This is a genomic window from Exiguobacterium sp. s130 (genome assembly GCF_018619055.1).
GTDB lineage: Bacteria > Bacillota > Bacilli > Exiguobacteriales > Exiguobacteriaceae > Exiguobacterium_A.
Map to the genome: position 1 here is coordinate 146,647 of NZ_JACSNI010000005.1, position 13,584 is coordinate 160,230.

At 45.0% G+C, this 13,584-nt stretch carries 14 protein-coding genes; 11 read left to right on the forward strand and 3 right to left on the reverse strand.

Going from position 1 to position 13,584, the window contains the following annotated elements:
- Positions 1-172 precede the first annotated feature (172 nt).
- From HZS85_RS13280 to HZS85_RS13330, 11 genes are all read left to right on the forward strand, one after another.
- Complete coding sequence (locus HZS85_RS13280; protein ID WP_214856464.1) at positions 173-1,936, forward strand: sensor histidine kinase; 1,764 nt, start codon at positions 173-175, stop codon at positions 1,934-1,936.
- Positions 1,933-2,637 carry a response regulator transcription factor gene (locus tag HZS85_RS13285; RefSeq protein WP_035412600.1) on the forward strand — a complete coding sequence of 235 codons (705 nt, stop codon included), beginning with the start codon at positions 1,933-1,935 and terminating at the stop codon, positions 2,635-2,637. Before HZS85_RS13280 ends, HZS85_RS13285 begins: the two co-directional genes overlap by 4 nt.
- A 24-nt stretch (positions 2,638-2,661) precedes the next feature.
- A complete protein-coding gene (deoD, locus tag HZS85_RS13290; RefSeq protein WP_035412602.1) occupies positions 2,662-3,369 on the forward strand; it encodes a purine-nucleoside phosphorylase in 708 nt (235 codons plus the stop codon).
- A 100-nt stretch (positions 3,370-3,469) separates the two neighbouring features.
- Positions 3,470-4,852: an aldehyde dehydrogenase gene (locus HZS85_RS13295; protein WP_214856465.1), complete on the forward strand. Its 1,383-nt coding sequence runs from the start codon at positions 3,470-3,472 to the stop codon at positions 4,850-4,852.
- A gap of 62 nt (positions 4,853-4,914) precedes the next feature.
- Complete coding sequence (locus HZS85_RS13300) at positions 4,915-6,084, forward strand: CDP-glycerol glycerophosphotransferase family protein (protein WP_214856523.1); 1,170 nt, start codon at positions 4,915-4,917, stop codon at positions 6,082-6,084.
- 16 nt (positions 6,085-6,100) lie between these two features.
- Complete coding sequence (gene tagD, locus HZS85_RS13305) at positions 6,101-6,490, forward strand: glycerol-3-phosphate cytidylyltransferase (RefSeq protein WP_035412608.1); 390 nt, start codon at positions 6,101-6,103, stop codon at positions 6,488-6,490.
- A gap of 52 nt (positions 6,491-6,542) precedes the next feature.
- On the forward strand, positions 6,543-7,697 hold the full coding sequence (locus HZS85_RS13310; RefSeq protein WP_214856466.1) for a CDP-glycerol glycerophosphotransferase family protein: 1,155 nt from the start codon (positions 6,543-6,545) through the stop codon (positions 7,695-7,697).
- Between the two features lie 163 nt (positions 7,698-7,860).
- The gene (locus HZS85_RS13315; RefSeq protein ID WP_214856467.1) at positions 7,861-8,568 is read left to right on the forward strand and encodes a Crp/Fnr family transcriptional regulator; all 708 of its coding nucleotides are present in this window, start codon (positions 7,861-7,863) and stop codon (positions 8,566-8,568) included.
- A gap of 232 nt (positions 8,569-8,800) precedes the next feature.
- A complete protein-coding gene (locus HZS85_RS13320) occupies positions 8,801-8,914 on the forward strand; it encodes a cytochrome C oxidase subunit II (RefSeq protein ID WP_155960209.1) in 114 nt (37 codons plus the stop codon).
- A 12-nt stretch (positions 8,915-8,926) separates the two neighbouring features.
- Positions 8,927-9,397 carry a cytochrome c oxidase subunit II gene (locus tag HZS85_RS13325; protein ID WP_035412613.1) on the forward strand — a complete coding sequence of 157 codons (471 nt, stop codon included), beginning with the start codon at positions 8,927-8,929 and terminating at the stop codon, positions 9,395-9,397.
- A gap of 1 nt (position 9,398) precedes the next feature.
- Positions 9,399-11,090 (forward strand): b(o/a)3-type cytochrome-c oxidase subunit 1, encoded by a 1,692-nt coding sequence (locus HZS85_RS13330; protein WP_251137987.1) that lies wholly within the window; start codon positions 9,399-9,401, stop codon positions 11,088-11,090.
- A 99-nt stretch (positions 11,091-11,189) separates the two neighbouring features.
- Here HZS85_RS13330 and HZS85_RS13335 read toward each other — a convergent pair whose 3' ends face one another.
- From HZS85_RS13335 to liaF, 3 genes are read right to left on the reverse strand one after another with little or no spacing between them, the layout of a single operon-like run.
- Entirely contained in the window at positions 11,190-11,819 is a 630-nt protein-coding gene (locus HZS85_RS13335) for a LuxR C-terminal-related transcriptional regulator (RefSeq protein ID WP_214856468.1), read from the reverse strand.
- Positions 11,816-12,841, reverse strand: a complete 1,026-nt coding sequence (locus HZS85_RS13340; RefSeq protein WP_056063588.1) for a sensor histidine kinase — start codon at positions 12,839-12,841, stop codon at positions 11,816-11,818. The genes HZS85_RS13335 and HZS85_RS13340 overlap by 4 nt, the downstream gene beginning before the upstream one ends.
- On the reverse strand, positions 12,838-13,557 hold the full coding sequence (gene liaF / locus HZS85_RS13345; RefSeq protein ID WP_214856469.1) for a cell wall-active antibiotics response protein LiaF: 720 nt from the start codon (positions 13,555-13,557) through the stop codon (positions 12,838-12,840). The genes HZS85_RS13340 and liaF overlap by 4 nt, the downstream gene beginning before the upstream one ends.
- Positions 13,558-13,584 lie beyond the last annotated feature (27 nt).

Sequence of the window (13,584 nt, forward strand, 5' to 3'; positions counted from 1 at the left end):
AATTGATTAAAAGACGAACATTGATGATATTATAGTAAAATTCATTCGTAATCAAGTCGAAAGAAAAAATAATTTATTATTGCAATCCTGAAAGAGAATATCAGGAAATGATGTAAGCGAATTCAAGGTTATGATACGATTGATTACAAGAAAAAGGATGGGGGCGCCTTTTATGAAAAGTATCCGGACACGTTTGATTCGTCTCGTTGTCTTAGCGATCTTAATTCCGACAGCCCTCGCGACTTCGATTTCCTATCTTTATGTACGACACCAGAACATCGAACAGGCAGAACATTCTAGCCTGAACGTGTTGACTCGGGGAAATACACAGGTGACTCATTATATAGAGGATATTCGACGTCTATCAACGAGTTTATATGCGAATCGCTCGTTGATGAACATCATGCGTGTCGGAGCGGATCAGGAACTAGACGAATCCGATGGAGTCGTCTCGCGGGCGATGTTAGGTCTATTTTTATCCCGACAGGATATTGAGCAGTTACATTTCGTCATCTTGAATGGCTATTCGGAGTATTCGGTTTACAATATGAAAACGACGAGTCGGGGAACATTTGATTGGATGCAAGAAACGGATTATTTTCGATTAATGAAACAAAAAAACAGTTGGTTGATTGACGGAGCTCACCCGATCGAACCGTACAATGTGCATACGATGATTCTCGATGAGAAACAAGTCGTCAGTTTTCGTTATCGGATTGATCGTGTCGAGACGGATGAGCCGCTTGGGTTCCTCTCAGTCGATATTCCGGTTCGGGTATTTGAACAGCAATTAAAATTGTTCGAGAATGATCCGGATGAGTCGCTGTGGCTGATGACCGATCAACGTGTTCTGGCACAGACTGGAGCAAAGATGGACCTACCTACCGACCAATTCACTGGACAGAGTGGAAGTCTACGTGTCGGAAAATCGTTCATCGTCTACTCGAAAACGATGACGAACGGAATCCCGTTGACACTGATCAAACGGATTCCTTATGCATCCGTCATCCAAGGGGCAAACGAGACGGCATTGATTCTCGTACTGATTGGTCTCGCTTCTCTTATCGTCATGATTATTGCCGCGAGTCTGGTTGCCATGCAAATCACGAAACCGATTAAACAGTTGACGGCAAACGTCTGGCGAGTCGAACAGGGTGATTTATCGGCACCGTTCGTTGCCACGACGAATGACGAGATTGGATTACTCAATCGTCAGTTCCAACGCATGATTCAACGGATCGATCGTTTGATTAAACGGGAATATCGATTGGCGCTCGAAAATCGGACGAATGAGCTTCGAGCCTTACAATCTCAACTCAATCCTCACTTTTTATTCAACGCCTTGCAATCGATCGGAACGACGACGTTACAAGGGGACCGGAAGATCGCGTACCGCTCCATCACCGGATTATCGCAAATGATGCGTTACTCGATGAACAATGAACAAACGATCGTAACGTTAAAACAAGAAGTCGATCATCTTCAAGCATACATCCGTCTGCAACAGCAACGTTTTCCTGAGCGATTCCGTTATATCGTCGACGTTCCTTGGCACCTCAATGACATTGAAGTACCAAAGATGATCTTACAACCGTTTGCTGAAAACTATTTCAAACACGGCTTCCGTCAACAATTAGCGGCGACAGAAAACTATCTTGCCTACAAAGTACGGACGGATGGTGGACGTCTCATCATTCAAATCGAGAATAGCGGTGCCGTCCTTGAAACAGGACGACTTGAAGAAATTGATCGAAAAATGCGTATGCATCGTAGTCCAGAGGATCTCGAGACGAGCGGGATCGGTCTCCACAATATCTACGAACGTCTCTTGATATTTTACGGGGGGGAAGCAAGTATGACCCTCTCTTCTCCAGTGACGGAGGGAGGATTTAAAATCGTGATTCGGATTCCATATGAAAAGGGGGATTTGGCATGAACGTATTGATCGTAGATGATGAACGACATGTACGAGAAGCGGTCAAACTGCTCGGAGAATGGGACAGATGGCGTGTTTCAAACCTATACGAGGCGGAACATGGGGAAGAGGCAAAACGTTTACTGGATACCGGAACGATCGATTTAATGCTGACCGACGTCGAAATGCCTGGACTGGACGGATTAACGTTACTGGAATGGACAAAAAATCATCATCCAAAGGTCGTCACGATCGTGCTGACAGGGTATGATGATTATACGTATATGCGGCGTGCCATTTTGCATCAATCCTTTGATTATTTATTGAAGCCAGTTGATCCAGATGTACTCAATGATGCCTTGTCCCGCGCGATGGAATGTATCCATCCGGTAGTGGAATCAGGGGAAGCGATTGATCAAATCGCAAAATACATCGAAACGCATTATGCGGAAGAATTGACACTACAATTCATGAGCGAACGGTTTTACTTGAGCCGAGAGTATATATCACGGCGCTTCAAACAGCGTTTTTCTGTTAACTTATCTGATTACATTCAAACAATTCGTTTGAATCGGGCGAAGGAATTGTTGAGCGAGACGGAAGCGCGTATTTATGAAATTGCGCTTGAAGTCGGATATCAGGACGATAAGTATTTTCGGAAAGTGTTCAAAAAACAATTCGGTGTCACACCGAACGAGTTTCGTGAATTGTTGTCGATTTAAACGACTATCGAGGAGGAATCGTACATGAGTGTACACATTAACGCAGCTGAAGGACAAATCGCCGAAACGGTCTTACTTCCAGGAGATCCGTTACGGGCTAAATACATCGCCGAAACGTTTTTAGAGGATGTTGTTCTCTACAATGAAGTTCGAGGAATGTATGGTTTTACAGGTACTTATAAGGGTAAAAAAGTTTCTGTTCAAGGAACAGGTATGGGTGTACCATCGATGTCAATCTATGCGAACGAACTCGTTCAGTCGTATGGTGCGAAAAACTTGATTCGTGTCGGTACTGCTGGTGGCATTACTCCAGACGTTAAAGTCCGCGATGTCGTTATCGCAATGAGTGCTTCACATGACATGGCACAAAACCGCGCTCGTTTTAACGGATTAGACTACGCACCGACAGCGTCTTTTGATCTATTGCATAAAGCCTATACAGCCGCAAAAGAACAAGGCATCGATGCAAAAGTCGGTCAAATCTTCACGACGGATCAGTTCTATCAAGATGATTTTCATCATTTCAAAAAATGGGCAGATTTCGGATGCCTCGCAATCGAGATGGAAGCAGCAGGACTGTATACGCTCGCTGCGAAACATAAGGTAAATGCATTGACGATTTTGACGATTTCGGATCATCTGTTGACAGGTGAAGAAACGACATCGGAAGAGCGTCAAACGACATTCAACGACATGATGAAAGTCGCGCTCGAGACAGCGATTCAATTATAAAGAGCAAGACGGAGAATCCTCTCCGTCTTTTTTCATATCGAAAAAGAGATATGGTAAGATGAAGGCAGTGTTATAGACCAGTCAAAGGAGAGATTCTCGGATGGAAACAACGATGACAGAGACAGTTCTTTCAGAACGCTTGCAAATACAACGGCACTTTTTCCGGACAGGGGCAACACGCAGTCTAGCCTTCCGCTTAAGTATGTTAACGTTCTTACGCCAAGCAATCGAAACACATGAAGCGGCGATTTATGAGGCATTAAAACAAGATCTCAATAAAGGACAGCATGATGCGTTCACGACGGAAATCGGATTCGTTTACGGAGAGATTCAACGGATGGAGAGACAACTCCGTCGACTGGCAAGACCAAAACGTGTCGCAACACCGCTTCTGCATATCGGATCGAAAAGTGAAATCCAATACGAACCTTATGGCAATGTGCTTGTGATTGCACCGTGGAACTATCCCTTCCAGCTCGCACTTGCTCCTGTCATTGGTGCGATTGCAGCCGGGAATACGGTCGTCCTTAAACCATCCGAGTTGACACCGAATGTCTCTCGCGTATTACGAGAAATCTTTGAAACGGCATTCCATGAACGATTCGGAATCGTCATAGAAGGGGATGCTGAAGTCAGCAGTGCCTTATTAAACGAGCGTTTTGACTATATCTTCTTTACAGGTTCCACACGCGTCGGAAAAATCGTACATCAGGCTGCGGCGAAGCACCTGACGCCAGTCACGCTTGAACTAGGTGGAAAATCTCCGACGATCGTGCACAAGGATGCAGACCTTCGTCTAGCAGCGAAGCGGATCGCATGGGGAAAATGGTTGAATGCGGGACAGACATGTATCGCTCCGGATTATGTATTGATTCATGAAGACGTCAAAGAACGCTTCTTACAACTGATAGAAGAAGAAGCCTTCAAACAGTACGGAAACGGCGTAGGCGTCTCTTCATACGTTAAAATCGTATCAGACGATCATTTGAATCGTTTAAGCAATTATTTAACCCAAGGAACGATCGAATTCGGTGGACAAGTGGATCCGGAAACACGCAAGATGGCGCCGACCGTCATGACTGGTGTAGCAACGGATGCTCCATTGATGCAAGACGAAATCTTCGGACCGATCCTACCGGTGTTAACATACCGTGAAATCGAAGAAGTTATTACATTCGTCAACGATCGTGATAAGCCGCTTGCGCTTTATCTATTCACAGAGAATAAAGCCATCGAGCATCGCGTCCTTGAGCGAATTTCGTTCGGTGGTGGATGCGTCAATGACACATTGATGCATGTCGCACAGCACCACTTACCATTTGGAGGAGTCGGAGCGAGTGGAATGGGTGGATATCATGGCAAATATAGTTTCGAGACGTTCAGTCATCGGAAAGGAATCGTCAAAAATACGACGGCATTTGATTTACCGTTCCGCTACATGCGAACAAATAGCAATTCCAAATGGATGCGCTTTTTGTTATGATGAGCTGTGATTAATTGACTTAAGAAGGAGCTCTTCACTTGAAAGATCAAGTAAAACAGTGGATGAAACGAACAGGCTTGATTGAACGCGGTCTTCGTACCGTCATGAGAGTCTTTACATGGTTGCCACAAAAACGTAAGCGAATTCTTTTCGAGAGTTTTCTCGGAAAACAATACAGTGACAGTCCGCGTGCCATTTACGAATTGATGCGCGCGATGCATCCGGAGTGTGAGTTGATTTTCAGCAAGCAACGAGGTGTTGCATTTCCACCAAATGTTAAGACAGTAGATCGATTGACGTTTCGCTGGATTTATTTACTTGCGACGTCACGGGTCTGGGTATCAAACAGTCGGTTACCGGGTTGGTTGATCAAACCGGAAAAAACGTTTTATCTCCAAACTTGGCATGGCACACCGCTCAAGAAACTAGCGCTTGATATGGATGATGTCCAAATGGCGAACACGACAACCGAACGATATAAACAAGGATTTAAGCAGGAAGCAGCAAAATGGTCTAGCTTAGTTTCACCCAATGCCTATTCCAGTTCAATATTTAGACGGGCATTTGCATTTGAAGGTGAGATGCTAGAAATTGGGTATCCTCGAAATGATATATTTTATCAAGAGGCGCGACATGCTAAAATCAAAGAAGCAGTATATCGCCACTATGATATTGATCATTCAAAAAAAGTCTTGTTGTATGCACCAACTTGGCGAGATAATGCATTCGAAGGTCAAGGGAAATATTCATTTGAGTTGCCTTTTTCGCTAAATGAATTTGAAAAGCGATTTGGGGATGAATACGTTCTGCTTGTCCGAATGCACTATTTAGTCGGAAGTCGTCTCGACGTCACTGCTTATCCATCCGTTCGAAATACATCGGACTACCCGGATATCGCGGAGCTCTATCTGGCATCGGACGCCTTGATCACGGATTATTCTTCTGTCATGTTTGATTTTGCGCACTTATCTCGTCCGATTTTATTCTATACGTATGATTTAGAACATTATCGAGATCAGTTGCGTGGGTTTTACTTCGATTTTGAGCAGGAGGCACCGGGACCATTGTTGTCGACTGAAACAGCACTGTTTGAAGAGCTGAACCAGTTAGATGATTGGCACAAACGGTATGCGTCAGCATTTCGAGCGTTCCAAGAGACGTATTGTCAATGGGATGATGGACAGGCTTCAGAACGGGCGATGAAGACGATCATAAAGAGAATTCACGGATAAAAGGGAGAGCAGAATCATGAAGAAGGTTATTACGTACGGAACATTTGATTTATTACACTGGGGTCATATCAACATCTTAAAACGCGCAAAAGCAATGGGAGATTATCTTATCGTTGCGATTTCAACGGACGAATTCAATCGTTTGAAACATAAGCAGTCCTACCATAATTTCGAGAATCGGAAGATGATTCTTGAAGCTATCCGTTATGTGGATGAAGTCATTCCGGAAAACAGCTGGGATCAAAAAGTAGAAGATGTGAAGAAGCATAACGTCGACCTCTTCGTCATGGGTGATGATTGGAAAGGCGAGTTTGATTTCTTAAAAGAGCATTGTGAGGTCGTTTACCTTAGCCGAACTGAGGGTATTTCTACGAGTCAGATTAAAACGGAATTAGCTTCGAAGTGATTGAAGAGGAGACCACACGACGACGTGCGGTCTTTCTTCGTAGAAGGGCAGGATGAAAGTGGTTAGAGAAGGAATCGTATGGGTCTATTTATTGTTGTTTCGTATTTGTTATGGTGTCTTTCGGTGGTTACCGCTTCGACCCGTCACTTTATTTTGGATGACATATGGGGATAACGCAAAACCTGTTAATGATCGCTTGGCGCAGGAATTGCCAAATGAGAAACGGTATCTGGTATACGATCATCATTTCATGAAGCAGCCGGATCTGTGGAAGTCAGATCGGACTCTTCGCTTTCGTCGTTTACGATTCGTTCGGTTGGCATATTTGCTTGCGACCTCCCGGACGGTCTTCGTCGATAATTATGTCGCAGAATTTAGTGTCGCAACAACGCGACGAGGAACACGACGTATCCAGCTATGGCATGCGGCAGGAACATTAAAGCAGTTTGGACTGACCTCCTCCAAAAGTCTGTTCGTATCAGAACGGGTACGAAATCGTTTTCGACGTGTCTATCAGGAATATGGTGATTTCATCGTGCCGGGGATGCGTTGTGCGACACAATTCATGGCACCGCATGATTTAAAACGATCTCATTTTAAACCGTTCGGCATGCCGCGGACAGATTATTGGTATGATGAGGTTCAGCGGGAACATCGGGCACTTGATTTAAAAGAACGTTATGTAAAACCCGACCGCCGGATTCTATTGTATGCCCCGACTTACCGCGAATATAAAGGAACGGAAGATCACACGATTCAACAGTTCGAACGACTTGCTCAAGCGGGATGGACGATTCTTGTTAAGTTACATCCGACGATCCGAGCGCTTTCGACCTATCGTTCCGCCCACATACATCTTGTGGATGACACGTATCAGATTAATGATTATTTGCTCATCACGGATGTTCTGGTGACCGACTATTCGTCGATTCCATTTGAAAGCTGTCTTCTTGAGATTCCAACGTTCTTATACACACCGGACATCGACACATATCGACAACTACCAGGACTTGTCGATCAGTATCCGAAACCATTACCGGTGCGACAGACGGAGCAGATGGCGCAATTGATGGAGTGGATCGTGTCTGACGCGATACTTGAAGAGTGCCGTCAGCACATGCAGGAATTCCAAACAAGTTGGTATGATCACCCACCAGGTCAAGCAGTTGAACGAATCGTTCATCATTATTACGGAACAGGTATGTGATACTATATCTGACGATTGCTTTAGTTTTAGAAAGCGGTCGTCAGATACTTTTTTAAAATTAATGTGAAACATTGAACAAAGTTTGACAATCTTTTGAAAATCCATTCTTTTGAACTGTGATGTTCTATACTAAAAGCAGAAGAAAAGGAGAGGAGAAATGGATATGCTGACTTGTGGAACGACTGAAGCGAATACGTTCATCTTATCACCTGAGACAAGAACGTTACTAGAAAGCTTCATGACGGAAACGACGTTCAAAAAGGATTCCATCGTCTGTTGGGAAGGGGAAATGAACGACAAGTTGTTTTATGTGAAACAAGGAGGCGTCAAACTATCGAAGTTGACGAAAAAAGGCAGTCCATTACTCATGTTCTTATATTTCAAAGGGGATCTATTTGGTGAATTTGATGTAGGAGAAGCTTTTCCGAGTTCATACAGTATCGAGACGATGGAGGATAGTATCATCGGTTTCCTCACAAAAGAAAAATTAGAGGAACTCATGAGAAAGGATGGTACTTTTGCGCTTGAGATCATGCGGTGGCAAGCATTGATGCGGAAACAGACGGAGACTAAATTGCGCGACTTGCTATTGTTCGGAAAACCGGGCGCGTTAGCTTCGACGTTACTTCGTCTCATCGCGATGGAAGGGGAACAAGTAGGAGAAACCTACCGTCTTGCAAAACGTCCATCCGATGGGGAGTTTGGTCAATTGATTGGCGCACCGCGTGAAACGGTCAACCGGATGTTCTCCCAGTGGAAAAAAGAAGGTGTCATTTCGATGACGCCAAAAGAAATCATCATTCATGATGCACAATATCTGCGTGATCTGTGTCATTGTGAAGGATGCCCAGCAGGTGTTTGTCGAATTTAATAGATAGTGTACAAACAATTCAAACGTGAAGCAGAATTTTCTGTCTCGTGTATGGATTGTTTTTTTTGTAGATGAGTCGTGCCTCCTTCTCTTGTTCAGATGTGAACTTTCTGTGTGTTTTTAGAAAGAAAAGTGCGGATTCTTCACATTTGAAGTGATATATATCACAGTTTTCAAACTTGCTGAATTCTTACAATAAAGACAAGTTCAAAGCAGGAGAGGAGTAATCACCATGGACCAAAAATCAGAATCAAACCTCAAAGGAACATTTATTGCCGTCCTGATCGTAGCAGGTATCATCATTGGGATGTGGAGCTCAATCTTTCTATTATTCTTATCACGGTAAGGGGGAGTCACAATGCATATTCATCGTCTAGAAAAAATCTGGCTGATTTTTGGAGCAGTGATGCTTGGCGTCTTTTTAACCATCATCGGCGTATCCGCTTTTGCATCCGGAAATCAACCGCCATCCGATGCAACATTGATTGATCCGACGAAAGTTGATCAAACGAAACCATTCGACAAGCCAGGACTAAAAAAAATCGATGACGACCGATACGAAGCGATCATCGTCGCACAAGCGTTCCAATTCACACCAAAAGATATGGTCATTCCCAAAGGGGCAACGGTTGATTTTTTGGTGACATCAAAAGATGTCGTCCATGGCTTTGAAATTGTCAAGACGAATGTCAATATGATGGTCGTTCCTGGTCATATCAATTCCATTGAATATACATTCAAGGAAGCTGGCGAGTATTTGGTCGTCTGTAATGAATACTGTGGATCGGGTCATCATATGATGGCAACCAAAATCAAGGTGGTGGAATAAGATGAATGCCATTTCAAAAAAATTAAGACAGTTCGAGATGGAGCGTGGTCTGCCTGCTACCGTCATCGGAATTAAGGAAGCGAAGCTCGCTTTCGCACATGTTAGTTTTTCACTCGTTGCCTTATTGATTGGTGGTTTATGTGGATTGTTGCAAACGATGGTGCGGACAGGTGTCATTCCAGAAATTGCTGGAGTCGGCTACTATGAGCTTCTCACTGCCCACGGGTTAATGCTTGCGATCGTCTTTACGACATTATTCATATTTGGATTACTGTTTTCATTTTTAGGTCAATCCTTTGGACGGTTCGAAGACTTTCCTCGACGTCTCGGGTGGGTTGGATTCTGGTTCATGATCCTTGGTGTCATCCTCGTCACATGGATGGTACTTGCAGGAGAAGCTTCCGTCCTCTATACATTCTATGCACCACTCAAGGCACATCCAGTATTTTATATTGGACTCGTCATCTTCGTCGTCGGAACGTGGATTGCTTCTGGTGCCATGTTCCGTATGTATGCTGATTATAAACGGGAACACCCTGGCGTTCATCCACCACTTCAAGCATACATGAGTATTATGACTGCCTTATTATGGGTGGTTGCGACACTCGGAGTAGCAGCGACGATTCTCTTTCAGCTCCTTCCCTTATCCCTTGGTTGGACGGATAAGGTCGGAATCGAGCTATCCCGGACGCTATTTTGGTACTTTGGTCATCCACTCGTCTATTTCTGGTTGTTACCTGCCTACATCGTCTGGTATACAGTCATCCCGAAAATCGTTGGTGGAAAGGTTTTTTCTGACGCGTTAGCACGTATGTCATTTTTATTGTTCCTCCTCTTTTCGTTCCCGGTTGGTTTTCACCATCAATTGTTAGAGCCGGGGATTTCTGCTTTTTGGAAGTATGTCCAAGTCGTTTTGACGTTCCTCGTCATCATTCCATCATTGATGACAGCCTTCTCGATGTTTGCGACTTTTGAGTTGGCGGGTCGTCGGAAAGGGGCGACCGGGGTATTTGGTTGGGTGAAAAAAATGCCGTATCGCGATGTCCGGTTCCTTGCACCGTTCATCGGGATGTTGTTCTTCATTCCTGCAGGTGCAGGTGGTGTCATCAACGCATCCCATCAACTAAACATCATCGTTCACAACACATTGTGGGTTACGGGACACTTTCATATCACGGTCGGTGCCGCTGTGGCACTGACGTTCTTCGGAACAGCCTATTGGCTTGTCCCGCTCTTACGTGGTCGAACGTTAACAGCGGCAATGAATCGTCTTGGGCTTATTCAAACGGCTGCCTGGACGATCGGAATGCTCTTCATGTCGACAGCAATGCATATCTCAGGTCTACTCGGTAATCCACGACGGACGGGTCCTGCCGCCTACTTCAAAGATTCGATCGTCGCTGACTGGATTCCATATCATGTCGCCATGGCAATTGGTGGGACGATTTTATTCATCTCGATTCTATTGTTCTTGTATGCGATGTTCCAACTTGCATTTCGTACACCAAAAGGAACGGAAGAATTTCCGATTGCTGAAACGGAAGAAGAGGCGATGGCAACGCCACTCTTCTTTGAAAATTGGAAGCTATGGATTTTTGTAACGTTCGCTTTGATTGCGTTTGCGTACACAGTACCGATTTGGCATATGATTGAAAACGCCCCTCCAGGCGCTCCGGGATGGAAGCTTTGGTAATCGTTTCGTACAACATCAAAACCCCGAACGGTCTCTGACTAAGAGACGATTCGGGGTTTTTGGCATGCGCTTAAAGAATAAGTAATGAAGGGCTAAATCTTATTTGACGAGATTATGCTTGAAGGCATAGACGACAGCTTGTGTACGGTCTACGACATCTAGTTTTGATAAGATGTTCGAGACATGTGTTTTGACGGTTTTTAAGGAAATGAATAATTCGTCCGCAATCTCTTGGTTCGCCATACCACGAGCCATCAATTGAAGAACTTCCTGCTCACGTTCCGTTAAATCATCATGTAAGTGTGTCGTAGGACGACGAAGACGTTCCATCATTTTACCGGTCACTTGTGCTGCCATGACAGATTGACCGTTTGCTGTCTTGCGAATCGCTTCTGCGATGTCAAAGGCGCTAGCTGTCTTTAAAACGTAACTCATCGCACCCGCTTCAATGACAGGATAGACTTTCTCGTCATCAAGAAAACTCGTCACGACGAGAATTTTTGCTTCCGGCCAGTCTTTGCGGATCAACCGGGTTCCTTCGACGCCATCAACTGGCTCCATCACTAAATCCATCAAGATGACATCCGGTCGGTGTTCGAGCGCCAGCAAGGCTCCCGCTTGACCTTCCGAAGCTTCAGCGACGACCTCGATGTCTGGTTGTGTGGAAAGGAAAGCAGACACACCGGCCCGGACCATCTCGTGGTCATCTACTAATAATACGCGTATCATACTTGCACCATCCGATCTTTTCTAAGTTTTACTTCGATTTGGGTTCCTTGCCCAGGAACACTGACGAGACGAATCGTTCCACCCATCTCAGCCGTTCGTTCTCGCATCGAATTGATGCCATAAGAGGCAAGTTTTTTTTCATCAACAACAAATCCAACACCATCATCATTCATGCTCAGGATAATTGTTTCGTTGAATTCTCGGAGCTCGATATCCATATGGGACGCTTTCGCGTGACGTAAGGCATTCGTTAATCCTTCTTGAACGATCCGGAACAACTCGTTTTCGATTTGTCGTGGGAGTGACATCTCTTCTAACTTCCAACTCAATTGTGTGGACTGCTTTCTAGATAATTCTTCGAGCAGTTGAGAAAGTCCTTGTTGTAACGTCATCCCTTCGAGTTCGACGGGGCGAAGTTGAAGTAAGAGCGAACGCATTTCAGACTGTGCCGTTTGTGCCATCGTCTCGACCATTTCGATTTGTTTGGCAGCAGCTTCAGGTTGAGACAAAATCGTCTGTTTGGCTGCTGTCGTCATCATCGAGATGGCATAAAGTTGTTGTGAAACGGAGTCGTGTAAATCACGTGCGAGTCGCTTGCGTTCTTCGGTGACAGCTTGAATTCGTACCTGTTCGACGTGCTGCGGACGCGTGCTGATCTTTTGAACGGTCTCGACTTGCTCGTCAATACGTTTTCCAATTCGTGACAGGCGTGTCAACGTATGAAAATAGGGACCGGGAACAATTGTGACATCTTTTCCTTGCTCCAGTTCGATGATGGCAGTCGTGACACGCTTGAAGTCACGACGCAAGAAAAAATAATGCATGCTACCGATAGCAAGCGGCAGTAGTAATGAGAGTCCGATGACGAGTAAAAGGACAGGAAAGTCTTGCTGACGGACGAACAGAACATGCCAATCGACTTGGCGTGTACTTAAGAATAACAACGTCGTCATGACGGCTGTCAAAAAGCCCGTCATGACTTGCAGAGCGATGACACCAAGCGGAAATTGATCACGTTTCATATCGAAGACACCTCCACGTTGCCAATACCGAGCATGACATGAATACGAACCTTCCGCGTCGCGTCACCATATTCTGGTGCTCGGAATTGAATGCGTCGATTGAAGAAGGTCGGAATACGGCGGATGTCCGTCTTGACGCTTCCGAAGCCGATCGACGTGTCGAGCGTATAATCATAACCGGACGGTAAAAGAATCCGGACGTCCCCGACGACGCCACTGACGACGATCAATGTTTCACCTTCCGGGACATAGGCATGCGTCAAATCGATTTCTAAATCCTTGACGATGAACTGTTCACTTAAGTCCTGTAAGACATACGGTGCATCGGCCTGGGTTGAGAAGGAGTAAGCTGGTTGAATCTTGATGCCTTCCTCTTCATATTGATGGGGGGCAATCCGTGAAAACAAAAATTCACGGACAGAATGCCGTGTCACAAGAATGATCCCAAGATAGAGCAAAATTCCGGCAATGACAAAACCGATGGCAGCCGAACTGAGGACGACGCCAGCAAGAATGATCGTACCGACGATATAAAAGAGGATCGCTAGTTTTTCATGATTGCGCCGCCGGAAATGAATCCCGACGTAATACAGCAGGAAAGGGAATAAGACACCGAACAATACATTTCCTGCACCGGATAATAGGTCATAGAATAGACCAAGGGCGAACAGGATCGATACGTAACCGACCAGTTGTTTCGTACTTAATCGTCGCACGATCAATCTCCTTTCTAACATGACAAA

Bases quoted from the DNA above. Each gene is read 5' to 3' on its own strand.
- HZS85_RS13280 (WP_214856464.1), top strand. From the start codon at position 173: ATGAAAAGTATCCGGACACGTTTGATTCGTCTCGTTGTCTTAGCGATC.
- HZS85_RS13285 (WP_035412600.1), top strand. From the start codon at position 1,933: ATGAACGTATTGATCGTAGATGATGAACGACATGTACGAGAAGCGGTC.
- deoD (WP_035412602.1), top strand. From the start codon at position 2,662: ATGAGTGTACACATTAACGCAGCTGAAGGACAAATCGCCGAAACGGTC.
- HZS85_RS13295 (WP_214856465.1), top strand. From the start codon at position 3,470: ATGGAAACAACGATGACAGAGACAGTTCTTTCAGAACGCTTGCAAATA.
- HZS85_RS13300 (WP_214856523.1), top strand. From the start codon at position 4,915: ATGAAACGAACAGGCTTGATTGAACGCGGTCTTCGTACCGTCATGAGA.
- tagD (WP_035412608.1), top strand. From the start codon at position 6,101: ATGAAGAAGGTTATTACGTACGGAACATTTGATTTATTACACTGGGGT.
- HZS85_RS13310 (WP_214856466.1), top strand. From the start codon at position 6,543: ATGAAAGTGGTTAGAGAAGGAATCGTATGGGTCTATTTATTGTTGTTT.
- HZS85_RS13315 (WP_214856467.1), top strand. From the start codon at position 7,861: ATGCTGACTTGTGGAACGACTGAAGCGAATACGTTCATCTTATCACCT.
- HZS85_RS13320 (WP_155960209.1), top strand. From the start codon at position 8,801: ATGGACCAAAAATCAGAATCAAACCTCAAAGGAACATTTATTGCCGTC.
- HZS85_RS13325 (WP_035412613.1), top strand. From the start codon at position 8,927: ATGCATATTCATCGTCTAGAAAAAATCTGGCTGATTTTTGGAGCAGTG.
- HZS85_RS13330 (WP_251137987.1), top strand. From the start codon at position 9,399: ATGAATGCCATTTCAAAAAAATTAAGACAGTTCGAGATGGAGCGTGGT.
- HZS85_RS13335 (WP_214856468.1), bottom strand. From the start codon at position 11,819: ATGATACGCGTATTATTAGTAGATGACCACGAGATGGTCCGGGCCGGT.
- HZS85_RS13340 (WP_056063588.1), bottom strand. From the start codon at position 12,841: ATGAAACGTGATCAATTTCCGCTTGGTGTCATCGCTCTGCAAGTCATG.